At 41.3% G+C, this 24,207-nt stretch carries 18 protein-coding genes; 8 read left to right on the top strand and 10 right to left on the bottom strand.

Features of this window, described 5'->3' with window-relative positions:
* Positions 1 to 52 precede the first annotated feature (52 nt).
* The 9 genes from pyrF to gyrA form a co-directional block, all read right to left on the bottom strand.
* Positions 53 to 757, bottom strand: coding sequence for an orotidine-5'-phosphate decarboxylase (gene pyrF / locus PCIT_RS10670; protein WP_010362988.1), 705 nt, complete (start codon positions 755 to 757; stop codon positions 53 to 55).
* Positions 758 to 830: 73 nt separating this feature from the next.
* Complete coding sequence (locus PCIT_RS10665; protein WP_010362989.1) at positions 831 to 1,967, bottom strand: lipopolysaccharide assembly protein LapB; 1,137 nt, start codon at positions 1,965 to 1,967, stop codon at positions 831 to 833.
* 2 nt (positions 1,968 to 1,969) lie between these two features.
* Positions 1,970 to 2,233, bottom strand: a complete 264-nt coding sequence (locus PCIT_RS10660) for a lipopolysaccharide assembly protein LapA domain-containing protein (protein ID WP_010362990.1) — start codon at positions 2,231 to 2,233, stop codon at positions 1,970 to 1,972.
* A 27-nt stretch (positions 2,234 to 2,260) separates the two neighbouring features.
* Positions 2,261 to 2,551 carry an integration host factor subunit beta gene (gene ihfB, locus PCIT_RS10655; protein WP_010362991.1) on the bottom strand — a complete coding sequence of 97 codons (291 nt, stop codon included), beginning with the start codon at positions 2,549 to 2,551 and terminating at the stop codon, positions 2,261 to 2,263.
* Between the two features lie 60 nt (positions 2,552 to 2,611).
* Positions 2,612 to 4,279, bottom strand: a complete 1,668-nt coding sequence (gene rpsA / locus PCIT_RS10650; RefSeq protein ID WP_010362993.1) for a 30S ribosomal protein S1 — start codon at positions 4,277 to 4,279, stop codon at positions 2,612 to 2,614.
* 93 nt (positions 4,280 to 4,372) lie between these two features.
* Positions 4,373 to 5,086, bottom strand: a complete 714-nt coding sequence (gene cmk, locus PCIT_RS10645) for a (d)CMP kinase (RefSeq protein WP_010362994.1) — start codon at positions 5,084 to 5,086, stop codon at positions 4,373 to 4,375.
* 161 nt (positions 5,087 to 5,247) lie between these two features.
* Complete coding sequence (aroA, locus tag PCIT_RS10640) at positions 5,248 to 6,528, bottom strand: 3-phosphoshikimate 1-carboxyvinyltransferase (RefSeq protein WP_010362995.1); 1,281 nt, start codon at positions 6,526 to 6,528, stop codon at positions 5,248 to 5,250.
* Positions 6,528 to 7,610, bottom strand: coding sequence for a 3-phosphoserine/phosphohydroxythreonine transaminase (serC, locus tag PCIT_RS10635; RefSeq protein ID WP_010362996.1), 1,083 nt, complete (start codon positions 7,608 to 7,610; stop codon positions 6,528 to 6,530). The genes aroA and serC overlap by 1 nt, the downstream gene beginning before the upstream one ends.
* Positions 7,611 to 7,678: 68 nt before the next feature.
* Positions 7,679 to 10,372 carry a DNA gyrase subunit A gene (gene gyrA, locus PCIT_RS10630; protein WP_010362997.1) on the bottom strand — a complete coding sequence of 898 codons (2,694 nt, stop codon included), beginning with the start codon at positions 10,370 to 10,372 and terminating at the stop codon, positions 7,679 to 7,681.
* Between the two features lie 194 nt (positions 10,373 to 10,566).
* Between gyrA and ubiG the strand changes: the two genes are divergently transcribed.
* The 5 genes from ubiG (at position 10,567) to yfaE (ending at position 16,034) form a co-directional block, all read left to right on the top strand.
* Entirely contained in the window at positions 10,567 to 11,277 is a 711-nt protein-coding gene (gene ubiG / locus PCIT_RS10625) for a bifunctional 2-polyprenyl-6-hydroxyphenol methylase/3-demethylubiquinol 3-O-methyltransferase UbiG (RefSeq protein ID WP_010362999.1), read from the top strand.
* Positions 11,274 to 11,921: an HAD family hydrolase gene (locus tag PCIT_RS10620; protein ID WP_010363001.1), complete on the top strand. Its 648-nt coding sequence runs from the start codon at positions 11,274 to 11,276 to the stop codon at positions 11,919 to 11,921. Before ubiG ends, PCIT_RS10620 begins: the two co-directional genes overlap by 4 nt.
* Positions 11,922 to 12,298: 377 nt before the next feature.
* Complete coding sequence (nrdA, locus tag PCIT_RS10615; RefSeq protein ID WP_010363004.1) at positions 12,299 to 14,584, top strand: class 1a ribonucleoside-diphosphate reductase subunit alpha; 2,286 nt, start codon at positions 12,299 to 12,301, stop codon at positions 14,582 to 14,584.
* A gap of 47 nt (positions 14,585 to 14,631) precedes the next feature.
* Positions 14,632 to 15,762, top strand: coding sequence for a class Ia ribonucleoside-diphosphate reductase subunit beta (gene nrdB, locus PCIT_RS10610; protein WP_010363006.1), 1,131 nt, complete (start codon positions 14,632 to 14,634; stop codon positions 15,760 to 15,762).
* On the top strand, positions 15,762 to 16,034 hold the full coding sequence (gene yfaE, locus PCIT_RS10605; RefSeq protein ID WP_010363008.1) for a class I ribonucleotide reductase maintenance protein YfaE: 273 nt from the start codon (positions 15,762 to 15,764) through the stop codon (positions 16,032 to 16,034). Before nrdB ends, yfaE begins: the two co-directional genes overlap by 1 nt.
* Positions 16,035 to 16,068: 34 nt before the next feature.
* Here the strand turns inward: yfaE and PCIT_RS10600 are convergent, their stop codons facing one another.
* A complete protein-coding gene (locus PCIT_RS10600; protein WP_010363010.1) occupies positions 16,069 to 16,593 on the bottom strand; it encodes a YaeQ family protein in 525 nt (174 codons plus the stop codon).
* A gap of 156 nt (positions 16,594 to 16,749) precedes the next feature.
* On the opposite strand from PCIT_RS10600, the gene PCIT_RS10595 reads away from it, so the two are divergent.
* The 3 genes from PCIT_RS10595 (at position 16,750) to PCIT_RS10585 (ending at position 24,182) form a co-directional block, all read left to right on the top strand.
* Positions 16,750 to 19,299 carry a TonB-dependent receptor gene (locus PCIT_RS10595; RefSeq protein ID WP_040697816.1) on the top strand — a complete coding sequence of 850 codons (2,550 nt, stop codon included), beginning with the start codon at positions 16,750 to 16,752 and terminating at the stop codon, positions 19,297 to 19,299.
* A 160-nt stretch (positions 19,300 to 19,459) separates the two neighbouring features.
* Positions 19,460 to 21,286, top strand: coding sequence for a di-heme-cytochrome C peroxidase (locus PCIT_RS10590; RefSeq protein ID WP_010363014.1), 1,827 nt, complete (start codon positions 19,460 to 19,462; stop codon positions 21,284 to 21,286).
* A 130-nt stretch (positions 21,287 to 21,416) separates the two neighbouring features.
* The gene (locus PCIT_RS10585) at positions 21,417 to 24,182 is read left to right on the top strand and encodes a methyl-accepting chemotaxis protein (RefSeq protein ID WP_010363016.1); all 2,766 of its coding nucleotides are present in this window, start codon (positions 21,417 to 21,419) and stop codon (positions 24,180 to 24,182) included.
* Positions 24,183 to 24,207: the final 25 nt, after the last annotated feature.

The following is a 24,207-nucleotide window of genomic DNA, read 5'->3' as shown; positions in this document are numbered from 1 at the left end:
CACAGCTTTAAAAATATAAAAGCAGCTAAACGCTGCTTTTATAAAATATAGACTAGGCGATAGATTCGTTTATCTCAGCGAGTGTTTTTACCGGATCATCTGATTGGGTAATTGGTCGACCAATCACTAAATAGTCACTGCCCGCATCAATGGCTTTTTGTGGTGTCATGATACGTTTTTGATCGCCAGCATCAGCGCCAACAGGCCTTATTCCCGGTGTAATAAGCTTAAAGTTATTGCCTAATTCGGCTTTTAACGTTTTAGCTTCTTGTGCCGAACATACCACACCATCTAATCCAGCTTCTTGTGATAGTTTCGCCAAGTACACCACCTGATCCTGTGGTGTTTTTTCAATCCCTAAACGTAATAATTGAGCCTGATCCATACTGGTTAATACGGTAACAGCAATGAGTAATGGGGCTTTTTCACCATAGCTTGCCAATGCTTGCTTGGCTTTTTGCATCATTTCAAGACCACCACTGGCATGAACATTGACCATCCATACACCTAGTTCTGCAGCCGCCGTAACTGCTTTAGCGACTGTGTTTGGAATATCGTGGAATTTTAAGTCCAGAAAAACATCAAACCCTAAATCGACCAATTGCTTAACAAATTGAGGACCAAAATAAGTGAACATTTCTTTGCCCACTTTTAAGCGACACTGATCTGGTGACAGCTGTTTAACAAAGTTTAATGCTGCTTGTTCATTATCGTAATCTAGTGCGATCAGCACTTTCTTTGAATCTATTTGGGACATAATATTCCTAAGGTTGACCTAATTTTCAGAAATAGCATTTTATAAGGCGTACTTAGCCTGCGCTAAATACATATTAATAACCGTCTAATCCTTTACTCGGTGCGATGGACTCCCAATGCTTGCACGACGGACAAATCCAATAAAGCGTATGACTTGTAAAACCACAATGCCTGCATTGATACTCTGGCTTAGTAGCAATATATGACTGCACCAGCTTATCAACTTCCGCTAGCACCGTGTGAATTCTATTATTGCTGTTACCCAACAATTGTAATAAGAAGCTAAAGCCACGTATTGAGGGCTCGCGCTTGAGGCTATCGGTTAAAAAATCGATTGCCTGTTGTTGCTCACCTTTAGTGAGTAACGCTTGGCAGTGTTTAATTCGAATTAATACGCCTCCCTTTGGGAGTAACTCTATGATTAATTCGTTGAACTGCTCGGTTAAGTTTAATTGCGTATAACTCTCTTCCAACTCGGCGATGTAAATCGGAGCAGTATGCGTAAAGCTACTAATTAACTTACGCCAGTAATAAATTGCTTTTACATAATCCTGTTGTTCAAAAGCGTCTTTTCCTAATTCATACAACGGACGAATTGTTTTATGTTCTAATGCCGATGTTTTTTCCATAAGCTTAGGCGTTTTGTCTGCCAATGCAGCTTCGCAATAAAAATTTGCTACAGCAGCACAATGCTGCGGCTTGGTAAATAAGTCGCTATGCGCTTCGTACATACTTATTCCCTTATGCCACTCACGCATTTGGGAATACAAGTTAATAATAAGGTCAAGGGATTCTTTATTCGCGTTTTTAACTAACACAATTAAGTGCTCTTCTGCACTATCGAGTAACCCAGCCAAAATATAATCTTTGGCAAGCTCTAACCTACAAGACTCTGTATTTACATCGCTTAAATTTGGTTGATTCAGAAGCAGTTCGTGAATTTTTATTGCGCGGTCTAATTCACCACGTTTACGAAATAAGGTTGCTAAAGTAAGATAATGTTCAACTGAATCAGCAGAGACTTCGAGGAGTTGTATTAGATGTTCTAAGCCCTGATCTTCTTCTCTATCAAGAAGAAATTTAAGACCTTTACTATACTGGGAGGTTATTTGGCGACTTTGTTCATGGGCTTGATTTTTAGCGCTATTTTTCCCCATCACATAGCCGTATGCAGCTGCCACAGGAAGCAGTAAAAATAACAGCTCAATCATGGTCAGCGGTCAGTATCAGGCGATAATTGACGGTTAGTCTTTCTAAGGCGATAGTTTTGCCATTTTAATTGAGAGAACACTTTTACACTTACAATACAACCAACGATAACACCTATAAAAAAACAAATACTCATTAAAGTCGCTAGAGGTATTTCACTAGATGCAATTAAATAATTAACGTTAACCACTTCAGGGTTTTGTGTGCCAATTACAAACGCTAATAATATGAGTGCTAAAATGAATCCTTTTTTTACTACCTTTACCAAGTGCTACTCCGTCAATGTACAGGTATATTAGTCAGCAATACTGGCGTTTACGCGGTCACGTAATTCCTTACCAGGCTTAAAGTGAGGTACATACTTTCCATCTAATTCAACTGTATCACCTGTTTTTGGGTTACGGCCAGTACGAGGTGAACGGAAGTGCAATGAGAAACTACCAAACCCACGGATCTCAATGCGATCTGAGCATGATAATGAACCTGCCATTTGTTCAAGAATTTCTTTCACAGCATTTTCCACATCTTTTACAGGAACATGTGCGTGTTGCTCGGCAAGTTGTTCTATCAATTCTGACTTTGTCATAATGTTTCCTTTAATATAAAAAGGAAGGGCTAAAGCGCCCTTCCTGATAAGACTTAAATATTAGTCTTTTTGAGCGTTTTTGAAAGCTGCTGCCATTGCGTTTTCGAACGCAGGCTCTTCTTTCTTCAACTTCTCAAGAACTTCTTTCTCTTCAGCTTCGAACATAGCTTTAACTGAAAGGCTGATAGTACGGTTCTTACGATCAACACCTACATATTTAGCTTCAATTTCGTCACCAGCAGAAACAACAGTAGTTGCATCTTCGATACGCTCTTGAGCGATGTCAGCTACACGGATGTAACCTTCAACACCTTCGATAAGCTCAACAGTTGCGCCTTTCGCGTCAACTTCAGTCACTTTACCTTTAACAATAGCACCTTTTTTGTTTACGTCTAGGTAGTTATTGAATGGGTCAGCTTCGATTTGCTTAACGCCAAGAGAGATACGCTCACGCTCTGGGTCAACTTGCAATACGATTGCAGTGATTTCGTCGCCTTTCTTGTACTCACGTACAGCTTCTTCACCTGGAGTGTTCCAAGAGATGTCAGAAAGGTGAACAAGACCGTCAATGCCGCCGTCAAGACCGATGAAGATACCGAAGTCAGTGATTGACTTGATCTTACCAGTAACTTGGTCGCCTTTGTTTTGAAGACGAGCAAATTCTTGCCAAGGGTTAGCAATACATTGCTTAAGACCTAGAGAAATACGACGACGTTCTTCGTCGATTTCAAGAACCATAACTTCAACGCTGTCGCCTAGGCTAACAACTTTTGAAGGGTGGATGTTCTTGTTAGTCCAATCCATTTCAGAAACGTGTACTAGACCTTCAACACCTTCTTCGATTTCTACGAAACAACCGTAGTCAGTAAGGTTAGTTACACGACCAGAAAGCTTAGCACCTTCTGGGTAACGACCAGCGATAGCTGCCCATGGATCTTCGCCAAGTTGCTTAAGACCTAGAGAAACACGAGTCTTCTCTTTGTCGAACTTAAGAACTTTAACTGCGATTTCGTCGCCAACATTAACGATTTCTGAAGGGTGCTTAACACGCTTCCACGCCATGTCAGTGATGTGTAGTAGACCGTCTACACCACCAAGGTCAACGAACGCACCGTAGTCTGTAAGGTTCTTAACGATACCTTTAACTTCTTGACCTTCAACAAGGTTAGCAAGAAGCTCTTCACGCTCTTGTGAGTTTTCTGATTCGATAACTGCACGACGTGAAACAACAACGTTGTTGCGCTTTTGATCAAGCTTGATTACTTTAAACTCAAGCTCTTTACCTTCAAGGTGTGCTGTGTCACGTACTGGACGAACATCAACAAGTGAACCAGGTAGGAACGCACGAATTGTGTCAACTTCAACAGTGAAACCGCCTTTAACTTTACCGTTGATAACACCGATAACAGTCTCTTGCTCTTCACATGCTTTTTCAAGACGGATCCAAGCTTCGTGACGCTTCGCTTTCTCACGAGAAAGGATAGTTTCACCAAAACCGTCTTCAATTGCGTCTAGCGCTACATCTACTTCGTCGCCAACAGCAACTTCTAGTTCACCAGCAGCATTTTTGAATTGCTCAGCAGGGATAGCACTTTCTGATTTAAGACCAGCATCAACAAGAACGATATTGTTCTCGATTGAAATTACTGTACCTTTAACGATAGAGCCTTGCTCTGCTTCAAAACCTTTTAGGCTTTCTTCAAATAACTGCGCAAAATTTTCTGACATACTAAATACGTCTCATAAAGTATATTCCAATTAGCAACCATGCTGCATGGGGTAGTTAAATAAACATCAGCTTCCTGCCAATGCATTAATAAATTAGGTTAAACGCGACTTATCTAGTTTACCGGTACGTACCGCATCTTCTAGAATTTCCATAACAGTAGCAAACACTTGTTCAGCATTTAACTCACTTGTATCAATCGTTATCGCATCTACAGCCGGGACTAAAGGCGCAACAGTGCGATTCATATCGCGATCATCACGCGCTTTTATGTCCTCTAGCAGACCACTTAGTGTAACATCTAGTCCACGACCATTCAACTCTAAGAATCGGCGGTTCGCACGTTCCTCTGCAGTGGCTGTCAAATATAATTTGATTTCGGCATCTGGGAAAATAACCGTTCCCATATCCCTACCATCAGCAATCAAGCCTGCTTCAGTTCTAAATGCGCGCTGCCTGCGTAACAATGCCTCTCTCACCCGAGGTAGTGCCGCGACTTTTGAAGCTGCGGCGCCCACGTCTTCATTACGAATAGTGGTTGTTACGTCTTCTCCTTCAAGAATGACTCTGCCGTTTTTTGTGGCAGGGTCAATTAAAAATTGTACATCTAAATTGGCCGCCAATGGCACAAGTGCTTCTTCATTATCCAAAGCGATTTGATGATGTAGTGCAGCGAGAGAAAGAACACGATAAATCGCCCCACTGTCTAATACATCCCAATTTAGTTTTTCAGCTAACAAGCGACAAACTGTTCCTTTGCCTGAACCACTTGGGCCGTCTACGGTGATAACTGGCATCGATGCCTGCATTTAAAACCTCCTGAAATGCCCACCTTAAATTTACCGCGTGCATTATACGCAAGTTTAATGAATATATCCTTACTTACCTGTAACTTTTTGTTAAATAGGTACTAAGTTAGAAATGAATAGAGCCATATTACAGTGACTCTATTACAATTTTACCGTGAGTATTAATGGGTAGTGATTGATGCTAAAACCTTAAAAAACGTGGGGAATGTTTTGGCTGTACAGCCTGGGTCATTAATGATCACCTCATGACCACCTACAGCGACCATAGAAAAACACATCGCTATACGATGGTCGTTATAGGTATCGATATCAACCAAATTAATAGCCGCCGGTGGTGTAATTTCAATAAAGTCATGCCCCTCAACAACCTCAGCGCCCACTTTTCGTAACTCAGTTGCCATTGCTGCTAAGCGGTCTGTTTCTTTAACTCGCCAGTTATAGATATTACGGATAGCCGTCGGCCCTTTAGCGAACAAAGCAACAGTTGCTAACGTCATTGCTGCATCAGGGATCTCGTTGGCATCAATATCAACGCCTTTTAACTCTCCTTTACGCACTATCAGTTTTTCATCATACCAGTCGATTTTAGCACCCACTTGTTCCATTACATTGGCAAACCCAATATCACCTTGTACGCTTTTTTTACCAACACCGTTAATCTCTATTTCACCACCTGAAATAGCTGCAGCTGCGATGAAATAGGATGCAGAAGAGGCATCCCCTTCAACCATAATTCGCTTCGGTGACTGATATGTTTGATTACCCTTGACCATAAAAGCTTGGTAGTTATCATTAACCACTTCAATGCCAAACTGGGCCATCACACCAATCGTAATGTCGATATATGGCTTAGAAACTAAATCCCCTTTAATGCGAATATGCGTGTCGCCTGTAAAAAGTGGTGCTGCCATTAATAATGCCGTTAAAAACTGACTAGAAATACTGCCGTCAATTTCAACTTGGCCGCCACTTAACGGCTTGCCTTCTATTAATAGCGGCGGGTAATCAGCATTTTTCAAATAACGGATGTCTGCGCCTAATTTGGCCATGGCATCTACTAAGTGACCAATAGGTCGCTCTTCCATACGCGGCTCGCCAATCAGCTCGAAGCGACCTTCAGTTGCAGCAAGAACAGCAGTCAATGGTCTATAAGCGGTACCAGCGTTACCTAAAAACAATGCATCTTTTGGTGTTTTTAATTGCCCAGCGCACCCTTCGACCGTTGCGACTGTTTTATCTGCATTTAAAGTAACCGTCACGCCCATCTGCTCTAATGCGCCTAACATATAGCGAATATCGTCACTATCAAGTAAATTGTGTACCTCTGTCGTACCTTGCGATAATGCAGCCAATAGCAAAATACGATTAGATAAACTTTTTGAGCCTGGTAATGTAACTGAACCGGATACTTTTGAAATCGGCTTTAAGGTAAGCTGCTCCATTAGCTATGCTCCTTAGCAAACTTATCCATGAATGCAATAAGGGCTTTAATGCCTTCGATTGGCATGGCGTTATAAATACTTGCCCTCATTCCGCCAACGAACCTATGCCCTTCTAGCGCAACTAACCCAGCAGCTTCTGCTTGGGCAAGAAACGCAGCATTTAAGTCATCATCTTGTAACCAAAAGGGTACATTCATCAATGAACGACAATGTGCAGCTACTTTATTACTATAAAAATCTGAACTATCGATATACTTATATAAAAGCGCCGCTTTTTCTTTATTATGCGCTTCCATAGCTGGCACGCCACCTTGGGCTTCTAGGTATGAAAACACTTCAGCAGCTAAGTACCAAGCAAATGTTGGAGGCGTGTTATACATACTGCCTTGCTTAGCTTCAATTGCGTAATCCAGTATCGCTGGACGAGGCAATCCCTCTCTTTCAAGTAATGTTTTACGCACAATAACAATACATAAACCCGACGGCCCGATATTCTTTTGCGCGCCCGCATAGATGAGGTCAAAGTCGTCTACATTAATTTCGCGCGACAAAATCATTGAAGACATATCGGCGACAATAGGTGCGCTTTGGTGTTTTGGCACATCAAATATTTCAATACCATCGATTGTCTCATTTGGACAATAGTGAATGAAAGACGCTTTTTCTGGCAGTTGCCAATCGTTTACAGGCTGAATATCAAATGTACTTTGCTCATCACAACGAATGTTCAACGATTCAACGTTGGTAAATTTAGCCCCCTCTTTGGTAGCGCCACTTGACCATATACCATTTTCAATATAAAAGCCTGGCGCATCACCTTGATGCAGGTTTAATGGCACAGCCGCAAACTGACCTCGGCCACCACCGTGCATAAATAAAACTTCAAAGTCGTCAGAGATGTTCATTAAACGACGTAAAGACGCTTCACACTCTTCTACCATCGCCAAAAAAGGTTTAGCACGGTGACTCACTTCCATCACCGACACACCCAATCCTTGCCAATTTAAAAACTCTGCTTGCGCTTTCTTCATTACTTCAGGGGGCAACATCGCCGGCCCTGCACAAAAGTTATATACCGTCATTTTCCTCATTCCTAAACAACAATAATTTACAGATAAAAAAAGCGGCCACAGCCGCTTTTTAGTTTTCTTTATTCACTCGGTGAATCGTCGTTCACTTGCGTGTTTTGCTCTGCGTCTGCATTCTCTGCAACATCCGCATTGCCATCCTCACCCTCAAGTAAGTCATCCACTTCAATTTCCTCAATGCGCTGTAGGCCTACTACTTGCTCATCTTCAATTGTTCTGATCAAAATGACCCCTTGGGTATTTCGACCAACTGTAGATACTTCACTGACGCGAGTACGTACTAAAGTGCCGCGGTTAGAAATTAACATTATTTCGTTATTATCTTCAACCTGAACTGCACCAACAACACTCCCGTTGCGATCACTCACTTTAATCGACACAACACCTTGTGTAGCTCGGCTCTTCGCTGGATACTCTTCTAATGGTGTACGTTTACCATAGCCATTTTCAGTCACTGTTAATATAGCACCATCATTCTTCGGTACTATCAATGATACAACTTTCACGTCATCTGGCATTTTGATACCACGAACACCTGTTGCAGTACGGCCCATAGGACGTAACGCTAACATTTCTTCGCCTGTTTCTGGGTCAATTTTCACTTCACCAGTGTCAGAATCGCGCAGCTTTTCATTAAAGCGAACTACTTTACCGTGGTCTGTAAATAGCATGATGTCATTGCTGCCATCAGTAATATCTGCACCGATTAAGTTATCACCTTCGTTTAAGTTTATCGCGATGATACCACTTGCACGTTGACGGCTATACGCAGTCAATGGCGTCTTCTTAACCGTACCATTAGCCGTGGCCATCAATACGTATTTGTCTTCTTCGTATTCACGAACAGGCAATATTGTAGTAATGCGCTCATCCGCTTCTAAAGGCAGTAAATTCACGATTGGCTTACCACGTGCTGTGCGTGAAGCAAGCGGTAATTGATATACCTTCAACCAATACATGCGTCCCGCTGTAGAGAAACATAAAATGGTGTCATGCGTATTCGCAACCAAGAGTCGTTCGATGAAATCTTCATCTTTCATCTTAGTAGCCGCTTTACCTTTACCACCACGACGCTGTGCTTCGTAGTCTGATAATGGCTGGTATTTAACATACCCTTCGTGAGATAAGGTAACAACAACATCTTCTTCGTTGATCAAATCTTCAAGGCTAATATCATGAGCGGCAGCACTGATCTCAGTGCGACGTTCATCACCATAAGTTTCTTTTATCTCAACTAGCTCATCACGAATTACTTCCATTAGACGTTCAGGAGAAGACAAAATGAAGAGTAACTCAGCAATAACTTCTAATAGTTCTTGGTATTCAGCTAAGATTTTTTCATGCTCTAAGCCAGTAAGCTTATGTAAGCGTAAGTCAAGAATTGCTTGAGCTTGCTGTTCTGATAAGTAGTACTGACCATCGCGAATACCTAGCTCAGCTTCTAACCAATCAGGGCGTGCTACATTGTCTTCACCTGCTTTTTCAAGCATCGACTTAACAGTACCTAACTCCCAAGGGCGTGCAACAAGGGCTTGCTTCGCTTCAGAGGGGCTTGGTGATTTTCTAATTAACTCAATGATCGGATCTATATTCGCCAGTGCAATCGCAAGGCCTTCAAGCGTATGCGCTCTATCTCTTGCTTTACGTAAATCGAATACAGTACGACGCGTAACGACTTCACGACGGTGAATAATAAACGCATCGAGCATTTCTTTTAGGTTAAAACACTTTGGCTGATTGTTATCCAACGCCACCATGTTCATGCCAAATACTGTTTGTAATTGTGTTTGCGAGTAAAGGTTATTTAGAATTACTTCCCCTACTTCCCCGCGCTTTACTTCAATTACAATACGCATACCGTCTTTGTCAGACTCGTCACGTAACGCACTGATCCCCTCAACTTTCTTGTCTTTAACAAGTTCAGCGATTTTTTCAATTAAGCGTGCTTTGTTAACCTGATATGGTAACTCATGAACGATGATCGTTTCTTTATTGGTCTTTTCGTCAACTTCAACTTCCGCACGCGCTCGAACGTATATTTTGCCTCGACCGGTTTTATACGCCTGCTCAATGCCCTTCTTGCCATTAATAATGGCAGCTGTTGGGAAATCTGGGCCTGGAATATAATCAATTAACTCTTCAATGGTTAAATCCGGGTTTTGTATTAAAGCCAAGCACCCGTTAATCACTTCAGTTAAGTTATGCGGTGGTATATTTGTTGCCATACCAACAGCAATACCAGAAGAACCATTAACTAGTAAGCTAGGGACTTTTGTTGGCAAAACGTCAGGGATTTGTTCTGTTCCATCATAGTTAGGAACATAATCAACCGTTTCTTTTTCTAAATCAGCCAGTAACTCATGTGATATTTTTGCCATACGTACTTCGGTATAACGCATCGCAGCGGCTGAGTCGCCATCTACTGAACCGAAGTTACCTTGGCCATCAACCAACATATAACGCAGAGAAAATGGTTGCGCCATACGTACTATCGTATCGTATACCGCGCTATCACCATGTGGGTGATATTTACCGATCACATCACCGACTACACGAGCCGATTTTTTGTAAGGCTTATTCCAGTCATTTTTCAACTCGTTCATAGCGAACAATACACGACGGTGTACAGGCTTTAAGCCATCACGTACGTCAGGTAAGGCACGCCCTACAATTACACTCATTGCGTAATCAAGGTATGAATTTTTGAGTTCATCTTCAATATTGACTGGTAGGATTTCATTGGCGAGATCAGTCATTCGATTCCACTTTCCTTCAGTGTCTACCTCTTTTATGTCAAACTAGTCAGACTAAGTATGACAAAGAGATTGAGTTATTATTAATTTCTGAATAGCTATGCTAACACACTTTTTATTAATTTACAGGCGCAAGATTTTAGTGATTTTAATCTGACCCAGCTTATAATGCGCTCAGATTAACGAGGAAGTTTTTTATGACCGAACATCAAAATGTAGATCCACAAGAAATAGCTAAGTTCGAAGAGATCGCTCAACAATGGTGGGATACTCAAGGTGAATTCAAACCATTGCACGAAATAAACCCACTACGATTAGACTTTATTAACGATAAAAGCCAAGGTTTATTTGGTAAAACAGTCCTCGATGTAGGCTGTGGTGGCGGCATACTCACAGAAAGTATGGCCAAACTTGGGGCAAATGCCACTGGCATAGATATGGGGCAAGAACCACTCAATGTTGCAAAGCTTCATAGCCTAGAAGCGGGAGTAACTGTAGATTATAAAAAAGTACCTGCAGAAACATTTGCAGAACAAAACCCAGAAAAATTCGACGTAGTAACTTGTATGGAGATGCTTGAGCATGTACCAGATCCTGCATCCATCATTAAAGCCGTGGCACAATTAGCAAAACCAGGTGCTAGCGTCTTCTTTTCTACTTTAAATAAAACCACGAAAGCTTACTTACTCGCTATCGTAGGCGCAGAAAAGATACTCAAGATGGTACCTGAAGGTACACACGACCACGACAAATTCATTCGACCTTCAACACTCATTAGCTGGGCTGAGCAGCATAACCTGAAAGTTCGCGCGAGTGCTGGTATTAATTACAATCCAATTGGCCAAACATTTACACTTACCAATGACGTCAGTGTTAATTATATCCTTCACTTTGAGAAGCTCGCATGACCGCTGCAGTAATATTTGATCTAGATGGCACTTTAGTCGATACCTGCGAAGATTTAGGCGCAGCACTTAACCACACGTTAAATCTACACAACTTTTCACAAGTAGAGAAAGTCGACTATAGCCCTGCAATTTCTAACGGCGTTAAAGCATTGCTTGATGTCGGGTTTGGCAGCGAATTAAAAAAGTTTGACCAAGACTTGCTTCGCCAACAAGTATTGGATTACTATGCGCAAAATATTGCCGTCCATAGTCATTGTTTTGACGGCATACAAGCACTACTTGATGGACTAAGAAGCGCGGGTATTCCAGTTGCAATTATGACAAACAAGCCAACCTTTTTAACGTTGCCTTTGCTAAAACATATAGCGGCGCTAAAAGATATTCAGGTGGTCGTATGCGGTGATACTCTGGACGAAGCGAAACCCTCCCCAAAACCATTATTGCACGCAGCTGAACAATTACAGGTCAACCCTAATGACTGTATCTACGTTGGTGATGCTGAACGTGACATTCAAGCTGCTCGTGCAGCTAAAATGCGATCCGTTGTAGCGCTATGGGGTTACGTCCCAAGTGAAGCAATCGCTTTGTCTTGGGAAGCGGATCTCAATCTTACTAACCCAGAAGCACTACTTAAGCACATTTAGTATTACTAAAACAGACAAGACACCATATGTAGTGTTTTGTCTGTATTTTAACACCAAGCTGCATATAAAAAAATCAGTCAGTTTTTTTTTTCAATTTAAGAAAAAATAGTCCTCTCTTGGTTGATTTTTTGATGGCGGCTTAGCGTATAAAACCTCAAAGGTTAATAAGCACTAACACAATGCAATTATCCCTAAGTTATCCACAATTGAGAGTGAGTTGTTCTATTGCAAAATTGCCATAACCCCACTATCTTGTGATCCGCAGGGGCACTTCCACCATATATAGTGGTTAAAAGATAAGCAGTTAATCTGAACGCTTTACAGGCCTCAGCCATTAATATAAAAAATACACATTCCGAGGGAATACAGGCGCAACTATGAACCAACAGCTATCTGTCAGTAAAAGAAACGGTCGTAAAGAGCCGCTCGATTTAGATAAAATCCACCGCGTTATTACGTGGGCTGCGGAAGGTCTAAATAATGTATCTGTGTCACAAGTTGAACTTAAGTCACATATTCAGTTTTATGATGGTATTCGTACCGAAGATATCCATGAAACAATCATCAAAGCTGCCGCAGATCTCATTGATAAGGAATCTCCTGATTATCAATACCTTGCTGCCAGATTGGCTATATTCCACCTTCGTAAAAAAGCATATGGTCAGTTTGAACCGCCGCATTTATACGAACATATCACAAAGTTGGTAGAAGATAAGCGCTATGACCAACACCTATTGGTCGACTATACAAAAGAAGAGATCGACGAATTAGACGACTATCTAGACCATGCCCGCGATTTAAACTTCAGCTATGCTGCGGTTAAACAACTTGAAGGTAAGTATCTAGTTCAAAACCGCGTAACGGGTGAAATTTATGAAAGCGCTCAGTTCTTATATATACTCGTTGCTGCTAGTTTATTTTCTGATTACCCCAAAGAAACGCGCCTGAGTTATATCAAACGTTTTTATGACGCAATTTCTTTGTTCAAAATTTCATTGCCAACTCCAATCATGGCAGGTGTGCGTACGCCTACACGCCAATTTAGTTCATGTGTACTAATTGAATGTGGCGATAGCCTTGACTCGATTAATGCAACGTCGTCTGCAATAGTAAAATATGTAAGCCAACGCGCTGGAATTGGTATCAACGCTGGACGTATTCGAGCGCTAGGTAGCCCAATCCGCAATGGTGAAGCGTACCATACTGGATGTATCCCTTTTTATAAGCACTTCCAGACAGCGGTTAAGAGCTGTTCACAAGGTGGTGTACGTGGTGGCGCAGCGACACTGTTTTACCCATTGTGGCATTTGGAAGTCGAAAATTTACTGGTTCTTAAAAACAACCGTGGTGTAGAGGAAAACCGTGTTCGTCACCTTGACTACGGCGTACAATTTAATAAAACAATGTATTCTCGCCTAATTAAAGACGATTATATTACCTTGTTTAGCCCATCGGATGTACCAGGCTTATATGATTCATTCTTTGAAGACCAAGACAAGTTTGAATCGTTATACGTTAAATATGAACAAGATGAGTCTATTCGTAAAAAGCGTATTAAAGCGATTGAGCTGTTTTCTATGTTTGCACAAGAGCGCGCTAGTACTGGTCGTATCTACCTACAAAACGTAGATCACTGTAATACGCATAGCCCATTTGACTCAAAGGTTGCACCAATTCGCCAATCTAACTTATGTTTAGAAATCGCGTTACCAACTAAGCCATTAAATAACGTCAATGATGCAGAAGGTGAAATCGCCTTATGTACATTGTCTGCATTTAACTTAGGCGCACTTGAGTCGTTAGATGAGCTTGAAGAGCTTGCCGACCTTGCAGTAAGAGCACTGGATAACTTGCTTGATTTCCAAGATTACCCAGTACCTGCAGCGCATACTGCGACAATGGGTAGAAGAACACTCGGAATAGGCGTAATTAACTACGCATATTACCTCGCTAAAAATGGTGTTAAGTACTCTGATGGCAGCGCAAATGGCCTCACACACCAAACATTTGAAGCAATTCAATATTACCTCATGAAAGCTTCAAATGGTCTTGCTAAAGAGCGTGGTGCATGTCCATTATTTAATGAAACCACCTACTCTCAAGGCATTATGCCAATAGACACCTATAAACGTGATCTAGACAAAGTATGTGATGAAGCATTACAACTTGATTGGGATGCGCTTCGTGCCAGCATTAAAGAACATGGCATGCGTAACTCAACACTATCAGCTCTAATGCCATCTGAGACATCATCGCAAATATCAAATGCGACCAATGGTATTGAGCCACCTCGTGGACATATCAGCGTAAAAGCCAGTAAAGATGGGATCTTAAAGCAGGTAGTGCCAGAGTACGAGCGATTAAAAGATAACTACGAGTTGCTTTGGGATATTCCGTCTAACGATGGTTATCTTGCACTTGTCGGAATTATGCAAAAATTTGTTGACCAAACAATCTCTGCAAACACCAATTATGATCCGAATAAATTTGAAGGCGGCAAGGTACCAATGAAGTTGTTGCTTAAAGATTTACTAACAGCATATAAGCTAGGTGTAAAAACGCTTTACTATCATAACACCCGTGATGGTGCTTCTGATGCTCATGATGAGATGAAACCAGAAGTTGAAGATGATGGCTGTGAAGGCGGCGCGTGTAAAATTTAAGTTTTAGCGGGCTTTATGCCCGCTTTCTTTAGTATTGAGTATTAACTATGTCCTATTCTACGTTTAGCAGAAAACACAACGACCAATTACAGGAGCCAATGTTCTTTGGCCAAACTGTGAATGTGTCTCGTTACGATCAACAAAAATATCCGATTTTTGAAAAACTGATTGAAAAACAGCTTTCATTCTTCTGGCGACCTGAAGAAGTCGACGTAAGTAAAGATAAAATCGACTTTCAAGCGCTTCCAGAACATGAAAAACATATCTTCCTGAGTAACCTTAAATATCAAACTCTGTTAGATAGTGTTCAAGGTCGTTCTCCTAACGTAGCTCTACTTCCGATTGTCTCTATTCCGGAGTTAGAAACTTGGATTGAAACATGGGCGTTCAGTGAAACGATTCATAGTCGTTCATATACGCACATTATTCGTAATGTAACTCAGTCGCCTGAGCTAATATTTGATGACATAGTCAGTAACGACAAAATTAATGAACGTGCTGATGCCGTTACACGGTATTACGATGCGTTAATTGAGCAAGTTTCTATCTTTAACTTATATGGTGAAGGCAAACATGAGATCAATGGTAAAACCGTTGTTATCAGTTTGTTTGAACTTAAAAAGTTACTTTATCTTTGCGTCATGTCAGTCAACATTCTCGAAGCAATTCGATTTTATGTAAGCTTTGCTTGCTCTTTCGCCTTTGCAGAACGTGAACTAATGGAAGGCAATGCGAAAATCATCAAGCTTATTGCACGTGATGAAGCCCTGCACTTGTCTGGTACACAGCATATGCTTAACATTATGCAAGAAGGTAAAGATGACCCTGAAATGGCCATAGTTGCAGCACAGTGTCGCGAAGAAGCCATAGCAATGTTTGTTGAAGCTGCCGAGCAAGAAAAAGAATGGGCAGAATACTTATTCAAAGATGGCTCTATGATTGGCTTGAACAAAGATATTTTATGTCAGTATGTTGAATATATTACAAATACACGAATGACTGCAGTTGGACTACCAGCACAATTTGAAAACAAATCAAACCCAATTCCTTGGATCAACGCTTGGTTAATTTCTGATAACGTGCAAGTTGCGCCGCAAGAAGCTGAGATCAGCTCATATCTTGTTGGTCAAATAGATTCAAAAGTGGACGCATCTGACTTTGGTGACTTCGATTTATAATGGTTGAAAAGCCTTGTCCCAAGATAACGTTAAATGATGTTGATGAGCCGCTAGAGTTTGCGGCTCATTCCCCTACTTTACTTCATTCTTTAGAATCCGCTAATATTGACGTCCAATATCAATGCAGAGAAGGGTTTTGTGGGGCTTGCCGAGCACAACTGAATGATGGACAAGTCGCTTATATACAGGAGCCATTAGCCTTTGTTAGAGACGGCGAGGTGTTATTGTGTTGCTCGCGACCTCTTACAGATATCAAAATTACCCTTCTCTAAAACCAACCATGTAACACCCAGATAAACTTAGCTATTACACAAGCTGCACCACGTGTGTTTCGTAATATTCATTTTTATCACTAACACTCAGTTGGTTTTGCTCAATTACTACATCCCAATGCAAGCTGCGACTCAAAGCGTCGCTTAATGACTCAACAAATTGCGACTCTAAAGAGAAGATACTGACATTTTCTACTTGGTGTATGCGCTCAGATATTTCACTAAACCAAGTTGGGTTCTCTATAACGAGCATCACAACTTTACCAAACAATTTAGACACCCGTGTAATTTCTTCCAACTCTAACTCACTGGCATATAATGCTAAGGTAATATACCCAGTATCATCTTCAAGCCATACATCTGGCTTTTGCCTGTCTGAGTGTGAATTTAAATGCGCTGTGTGTTCATAAGAAATAGCACACAAACCCATTATTTTTAACACAAAATGCGATAAGGATTCTGATTTTTGCAACGCAGTGGTAAACACTTCTTGGTGATTGGAATGATGAAAGAGATCAGCCACATTTACGCGTGCTTTAAACACAAAAGGTTTAGTCATGTTAATTTCCCTAACCCGCTACGCTCTAACTATAGACTTTGTGTCGATTTTAGCAAAAATCTTTCAAGGTTATACTATAACATCATTGAACTGTCATATATGTGGTGTTATATTATCGCAAGTTATTTCAACCTCAACGTTAGTGCCTAATAAACTATGATGAAGCAATCTCTGATCAGCAGTGCAATCCTTACTGCACTTTTCTCTAGTAACGTATTTGCCGCAGATATCAAAGGCAAAGTACTCGACAACAATAACCAGCCAGTAAGTGGTGCAAAGATACATTTGCATGGCAAAAGCCAATCAGTTACCTCAGATAAAAATGGTCAGTTTACCATTAATGTTGACGTAGATTCGCAACTTCACATTACCAAAAATAATTATTTAGATGAGCGTTTAGACGTAACAACAAGTAATGGATACGTTACCGTTGTTTTGAAGCCAAGTGCAGTAGAAAGTATTGTTGTTTATGCATCAGCACTACATAAAAATAGCATTGAAATGGCATCACCTGTTACTGTGTTAGCTGGGGATGAATTAAAAAATGCTGCAAAGCCAACACTTGGCGAAACTCTAAAAGGGCAACCAGGTATAAACTCGAGCTACTTTGGTCCTGTTTCATCAAGCCCAATTATTCGTGGCTTAGATGGCCCTCGTGTAAAAATCACCCAAAATGGTTTAGACAGTAGCGACGCATCTCGCGTTGGCCCTGATCACGCGAACACTAACGACAGCTTATCAGCACAACAAATTGAAGTATTACGTGGCCCTGCAACGTTATTGTATGGCTCAGGTGCCATTGGTGGCGTTGTAAACGTCGTCGATAACCGTATTCCTACAGATATCATCGAATCTCTTTCTGGTGCTGCCGAATATAGTCATGACACGGTATCCAACACCAATACTTACGCAGCAGTACTTGAAGCCGGTCATGAAGGCTTTAATTTTCATTTTGATGGCGTGAGCAGAAAAGGCGGTGATTACGAGACGCCGCAGTTTAACCTCCCACATGAAGAGCACGGTGAAGATGATCATCATGACGATCATGATCACGACGCACATGATGACCACGGTTCTGAAGCAGATCATGACGATCACCATGAAGAAGCGCCAGAAACAGCGAATAAAGTAGATAATACGTATATTGATTCACAGCAAGTGAACTTTGGTACAAGCTACGTAAATGACCATTTAACATTGGGGCTTGCATTCGGGCGCATTGAAACGGATTATGGGATCCCTGCTCACAGCCATGAAGGTCATGACCACGACCACGATGACCACGATGACCACGATCATGATGCACATGACGACCACGATGACCATGCTGATGAGCATACTGAAGAAGCTGTCTATGCGCGTGTAAAACAAGACCGCTGGCAGGCTCTATTCAATTACTCACTGCATAACCAGTGGATTGAATCTATTAATGTAAGAGCAGGCTATACCGATTATGAGCACAGCGAAATTGAACATGGTGCTACTGGTACAACATTTAAAAACAAAACCACTGAGTTGCGCACAGGTGTAGAACATCGTATTGGTGAGTGGCATGGTATCATTGGTTACCACTACTCTGACAGTGATTATGAAGCGCAAGGTGCTGAAGCATTCACCCCAGCGACTGAAACTAAGTCTCACGCTCTTTTCTTACTTGAAGAACGTACGTTCGGTGACTTTACATTAGAGCTAGGTGCTCGTATTGAAGATTTTCAGCTGTCTAGCTTAGTAACAAATAAATCTCATCACGATGATGATCATGATGACCACGCAGATGATGATCACGACGACCACGGACATGATGATCATGACGACCACGAACACGATGATCATGACGACCACGCTGAGTTTGAAACAGTTGCCTATGAATTAGATATGACTAACTTCAGCGCCTCAATTGGCGGCGTATATAACTTTGCTGAAGGACATAACTTTGCAGTTAACCTTTCTCGCTCAGAACGTGCACCACTAACTGCTGAACTACTGTCAAATGGCACACACATTGCGACTGGCACCTACGAACTAGGTTTAGGGTATGAAATTGAAGAGGGTGAAATCCACTTTGAACCACAAACCATAGAGCAAGAAACAGCAACAAATGTCGACTTTAGCGTTAGACGTTTCATGGGCGATTTTGGTTATACTGTTAATGTTTTTTACAACGATATCGCCAACTACTACTACCAGCAAAATACTGGTTTAATGTATACCGCGGAACATGGTTTAGAAGAAGCAGATCACTTCCATGAAGGTGCTTCTCCAGTATTCAAATTCGTAAGCAACGACGCAGAACTTTATGGTATTGAACTTGATGCACACTATCGTATCAACGATAAGAATCGCGTAAAGGTATTCGCTGATTCAATTACCGCTAAATTAGATAATGATCAGTACTTACCTCGAATTCCTAGCAATAAGTTAGGCGTAAAGTATGAATTTGAACATGCTGGTTGGAAAGCAAATATGACGATTACTCGTTATAATAGTCAGTCTAATATTACAAGCTACGAGACCAAAACTAATGGGTATACCCTAGTCGATACAAGTCTACAATATGACTTCTCGGCACAAGGTATAGATTTTGTAGGATATGCAAATATCGATAACTTAACTGATGAGCTTGGTTTTGTGCACAGCTCGTTTATTAAAGAGCAAGCACCATTGCCTGGTAGAAACCTGAAACTGGGTTTACGCGCTTACTTTTAAGACATAACAAGGGGCCAAGTTCCATACTTGGCTCCTCTTATCCCTCCTTCTGCACATAATATCCACTTTTATACATGTAGCTCTCTGTAATTTACTGTAATGGCGCACTTCTACATTGCCTCCTATGCTCTGCGAACCTCTATAAGTAAGGAAATTCGCAATGAGCACGTTACGTATTATTACTTTGATCAGCTTGATAGCCTTCGTCACGGCTATCGGGTGCAGCACCCAACAATCCCCCCCTCCAAAAATACTGCCTAAAATCACTCCAGCGCAAGGCAGCAGCATTGAGAGAGTTTGGTTAGATCAAGGCTGGGACGCAGAAACCAGGGAAAATTTTTGGTTCACAAATCAAGGCGCACAAATCATACCGTACGATTGGTTTGTATGGCTCGAGCAAGCTAACAGTCAGCAGTTATTTCGCCATTCCGAACACATGGAAATGCTCAGATACCTACCTATGAACGCCTCTAAAGCCAACCCTGGAGGCTTGCCAATAGGATTTGCTTTACATAATAACCAGACTACAGGAGAAAACTGGGTCGGTATGACATGTGCGGCATGCCACACCAATCAGTTAGATTACAAAGGCAAAAAGATACTCATTGAAGGTGCACCTACACTCGGTAACTTTGTACTATTTTTCAAAAAACTCATAGCAGCCATGAACGAGACTTTAGCAGATGAAAGAAAATTCAATCGCTTTGCGACAAACGTGTTGGGAGAAAACAAAACAAATAATGAGTTAACTGAACTAAAAAACCGTTTACAGCAAGTGACACTGGCTTCAGCCGAGCGGCAAGAAGTGAACAAGCTTCCCTCACACTACCCAGACGACTTTACCAGTTACGCTCGATTAGATGCTTTTGGTAACATACAAAATGCGGGCACTGCATTTGCCCTGCATGATTTGAACAATCGTAATACGCCAACGGGGCCGGTTTCCTACCCTTTTTTGTGGGGCACACACCAATCAGATGTCGTTCAATGGAACGCCTCTGCGCCAAACACGCCTATTATTGGCCCTTTAGTCCGTAACATCGGTGAAGTTGTTGGCGTCTTTGGTAGTTTGGAGATCAAAGAAGCGCCTTTTTGGCAGCGACTATGGGGCAAAAAACTTCGCTACTCTTCCACGGTCGATATCATGGGGCTAGGAAATTTAGAGTCTTGGGTTAAAACACTTCGCTCACCACAGTGGCCTTTGGAATATTTTCCTGCCATTGATAATAACAAAGCCGCTAAAGGCGCGCTTCTCTATAAAGCCCATTGCGCAACCTGCCATCAGGTGATCCCACGAGAAGATGAATTAAAACGATACATCGCTAATCAAACACTAATTTCTGAGCTTAAAACAGATCCAGTGACTGCATACAATGCATCATGTCACATGGCTAAAACCCTCATTCTAGAAGGCACTAAAGAGCGTATTTTAATTGGTAATACGTTTGATAAAAAAGATAACGCCATTGATATACCTGTAAATGGTGTTGTCGGTTTAGTACTTAAAGATATCCCGCTTGCGCTTAAAGCTGGCAACATCGCTGAGCGAGTCGGTGATGATGGCAAAAAAATCAGCGGTCTCACCGAATTTAAAAACTTAATATCGGCACATTTAAATGATCGTAATAAAAAAGCGCAAGTCATTGAGACTGATTGTAAAGATGGCAAGCTAGATAGTGGCGTTTATAAAGGCAGGCCGCTCAATGGAATTTGGGCAACAGCCCCCTATTTACACAATGGATCAGTCGCAAATTTATGGGAACTGTTAAAACAACCGGACAATCGCTCAGATCAGTTTTGGGTTGGGAGTAGAGAGTTTGATCCAGTTAATGTGGGTTACGACACACGCCAAGGGTTAAACTTATTCAAAGTTAATTCAAGTAACGGACAGCCCCAAGCCGGCAATTCTAATTTAGGTCATGACTATGGCACCATGTTAACTGATACTGAGAAGTGGCAGGTAGTCGAGTACATGAAAACGCTTTAGTTGTGTTTTGGGCATAAATATACAAATTTATGCCCCACTCTATTGAGTATTCAACAACACCTTGAGTTTGTGTAAATTTTTACTACCTTTGATTAAGGTGTATAAACAAAAACTAGCAAGGAAGACATCAATGAATAGCGTAAAAGCCAAATTAATGCTCTGCGTAATAAGTGGCCTCTCATTGATCTTAATTGGTGCACTAACGACCCTGTTTTCAGTAAAAAATGTCGCCGCTGAATTAGACTCTCTCATTCATAATGAATTAATGACTCGCAAACACGTAGGGTTAATGTCAAATCAATTTAAAACACAAGTTCAAGAATGGAAGAATGTATTGATCCGCGGTCATGAAGTAGAGCTGTATACAAAATATTGGCAACGCTTTGAAGAAAACGAACGCGCAATTCAAAAAAATGTAGACAAACTATTACAAAGCCCAAACTTACATAGTGCTATAGCTTCACAGTTAAAAGAATTTAAAATAGAACACCAAAAGCTAGGAACATTATATCGCTCTGGGTTAGAGCAATATGCAGCGTCACAATTTAACACACAGATTGGCGATACCTCAGTTAAGGGCATTGACCGCACATCAGCCACTTTACTAAACAATATAACACATTCAATTACGAAGCTTGTTGCCGAGCGTTCTGAAGAACTAACCTCAAAAAAAGAGCTAGTGTTAATAAAAAGCTTCATCATCATGTTTATACTATCGGCAGTAATACTGCTGCTTATGACTCTTTATATACAGCGCCTTGTGACTCGGCCTATAAAGCAGGCATCTATTTTTGCAGAACAAATTGCTTCCGGAAAGTTAGACAATAACATCCAAGGTCATCGCAAAGACGAAGTTGGGTTGCTCCTAAATAACTTAGCAATCATGCAACAAAACCTCAGCAATATAACGCAAAACCTAAAACAACAAATGGCACAGCAACAGATTCAAGCCCAAGAAAATGGCAGAATTAAACAAGCACTTGATAACGTAGCAGCCCCTGTGATGCTGGGTAATGACTGTGGTGATATTATTTATGTAAACCAAAAATGTGCTGAGCTATTCAAACGATATACAAAGCAAGTTCGTGCTGTTCAACCAAACGCAAATACCAACTCTTTGTTAGGTTCAAATACACACAGTTTGTTCGACAACCAAGCAAGCTTTGAGTCACTTAAAACTGCCATTACACATCAAGTAAACAATGAAGTTACCTTTAAAAACGTCATTTTTAACGTTGTTGCAGGACCTGTATTAGATAAAGAGCAAACTCTTTTGGGTGTTGTCTATGAGTTCTCAGATCTAACAGAGCAACGCTACGCAGAGACACAGGTTGGCGAAATAATTAGAGCTGCCTCTCAAGGTCAACTTGCTGCAAGGCTAAATTTAGATGAATTCACTGGCTTTATGTACACATTAGCACACAGTATTAATGCCTTATTAGATGCCATCGCCCTGCCAATTCAGCAAACCAAAGATACCCTGAACCTAATTGCGATTGGACAAGTACCCGATACCATTAACGGTGACTATAGCGGTGAGTTTTTAGAAATAAACCAGAGTTTAAAAACAGCTACAAGCGCCATCAATGCACTTATCTGTGATACCAATATGCTCATGGAAGCAGCGAGCAGAGGGGAGTTATCTAAGCGTGCAGACATTACACAACACCAAGGTGACTTTCAAAGTATTGTGAAAGGGTTCAATACCACGTTAGATGTTATTGTCGAGCCAGTTCGTCTTACCGCCGACTATTTAGATCAGATTGCAAAAGGTCAGCTTCCTTCTAATATCAGTGACAATTATCATGGTGACTTTCTACAGATAAAAAATAGTCTTATCACGTCAATTACTGCCATAAAAAATATGGTGCAAGATACCGCTAAACTCGCTCAAGCAGCGAGTAATGGACAACTTAATGAGCGAGCAGACAATGCGCGGCATCATGGCGAATTTGCAGCGATTGTTGGGGGCATTAATTTAACGCTTGATGCGATTTCTGAACCATTAAATGAATGTAAAACCGTCATGTTTGCGTTATCTAACGGTAATTTGACTAAATCCGTACAAGGTGAATATGAAGGCGACTTTGACACCTTGAAACAATCAGTGAATACCTCGGTATCTAACTTGGCGAAAATGGTCAGCCAAATCCGTGCAACTGCAAATACAATAAATAACTCAGCCAGTGGTATTAAATCTGGGATGAATGATTTAAGTGAAAGAACCGAGTCACAAGCCGCCTCTATACAACAAACAACCGCATCCATGAACGATATAACCGATACGGTTACGGTTAACTCAAAAGATGCTCATTCCGCCAGCTCCCTCGCCAATGAAGCCGATAAACAAGCACAGCAAGGTGGTGAGCTTGTCCATTCTACAGTGAGTGCAATGAAGGAAATAAGTAACAGCTCTAGTGAGATATCGAATATTATCGAAGTGATAAACGAAATTGCTTTTCAAACTAATTTATTGGCATTAAATGCCGCAGTTGAAGCTGCGCGTGCCGGTGAGTCTGGCAGAGGATTTGCGGTTGTCGCAGCAGAAGTGCGAGAACTGGCACAGCGCAGTGCTAATGCATCGAAAGAAATATCCGCACTCTTAAACGATAGCGCAATTAAAGTTGACCATGGTGTTCAGCTTGTTACTGAGTCAGGCCAAACACTCAGTGATATTGTGAGCAGTATACAACAACTTTCAAAATTTATGAGTAACATAGCACTGGCAAGTACCGAGCAATCAAATGGCATTGGACAAATTAATGTTGCGATAAAACAAATGGATGGCATTATTCAAAAAAATACATCCTTGGTAGAAAGTGCAAACTCATCAAGCAATACCCTGTCTCATCAGGCCAATGAGCTCAATCGGTTTATGTCAGGATTCGAGGTATAAATGAGATAAAACACAATCCAGAAAC

This window comes from Pseudoalteromonas citrea (assembly GCF_000238375.3).
GTDB lineage: Bacteria > Pseudomonadota > Gammaproteobacteria > Enterobacterales > Alteromonadaceae > Pseudoalteromonas > Pseudoalteromonas citrea.
Note: the sequence above shows the minus strand (reverse complement) of the source record. Positions and strands in the feature narration are given on the sequence as shown.

Excerpts from the sequence above, each read along its gene's own strand:
- pyrF (WP_010362988.1), bottom strand. The coding sequence starts at position 757 with ATGTCCCAAATAGATTCAAAGAAAGTGCTGATCGCACTAGATTACGAT.
- PCIT_RS10665 (WP_010362989.1), bottom strand. The coding sequence starts at position 1,967 with ATGATTGAGCTGTTATTTTTACTGCTTCCTGTGGCAGCTGCATACGGC.
- ihfB (WP_010362991.1), bottom strand. The coding sequence starts at position 2,551 with ATGACAAAGTCAGAATTGATAGAACAACTTGCCGAGCAACACGCACAT.
- rpsA (WP_010362993.1), bottom strand. The coding sequence starts at position 4,279 with ATGTCAGAAAATTTTGCGCAGTTATTTGAAGAAAGCCTAAAAGGTTTT.
- cmk (WP_010362994.1), bottom strand. The coding sequence starts at position 5,086 with ATGCAGGCATCGATGCCAGTTATCACCGTAGACGGCCCAAGTGGTTCA.
- aroA (WP_010362995.1), bottom strand. The coding sequence starts at position 6,528 with ATGGAGCAGCTTACCTTAAAGCCGATTTCAAAAGTATCCGGTTCAGTT.
- serC (WP_010362996.1), bottom strand. The coding sequence starts at position 7,610 with ATGACGGTATATAACTTTTGTGCAGGGCCGGCGATGTTGCCCCCTGAA.
- gyrA (WP_010362997.1), bottom strand. The coding sequence starts at position 10,372 with ATGACTGATCTCGCCAATGAAATCCTACCAGTCAATATTGAAGATGAA.
- ubiG (WP_010362999.1), top strand. The coding sequence starts at position 10,567 with ATGACCGAACATCAAAATGTAGATCCACAAGAAATAGCTAAGTTCGAA.
- PCIT_RS10620 (WP_010363001.1), top strand. The coding sequence starts at position 11,274 with ATGACCGCTGCAGTAATATTTGATCTAGATGGCACTTTAGTCGATACC.
- nrdA (WP_010363004.1), top strand. The coding sequence starts at position 12,299 with ATGAACCAACAGCTATCTGTCAGTAAAAGAAACGGTCGTAAAGAGCCG.
- nrdB (WP_010363006.1), top strand. The coding sequence starts at position 14,632 with ATGTCCTATTCTACGTTTAGCAGAAAACACAACGACCAATTACAGGAG.
- yfaE (WP_010363008.1), top strand. The coding sequence starts at position 15,762 with ATGGTTGAAAAGCCTTGTCCCAAGATAACGTTAAATGATGTTGATGAG.
- PCIT_RS10600 (WP_010363010.1), bottom strand. The coding sequence starts at position 16,593 with ATGACTAAACCTTTTGTGTTTAAAGCACGCGTAAATGTGGCTGATCTC.
- PCIT_RS10595 (WP_040697816.1), top strand. The coding sequence starts at position 16,750 with ATGATGAAGCAATCTCTGATCAGCAGTGCAATCCTTACTGCACTTTTC.
- PCIT_RS10590 (WP_010363014.1), top strand. The coding sequence starts at position 19,460 with ATGAGCACGTTACGTATTATTACTTTGATCAGCTTGATAGCCTTCGTC.
- PCIT_RS10585 (WP_010363016.1), top strand. The coding sequence starts at position 21,417 with ATGAATAGCGTAAAAGCCAAATTAATGCTCTGCGTAATAAGTGGCCTC.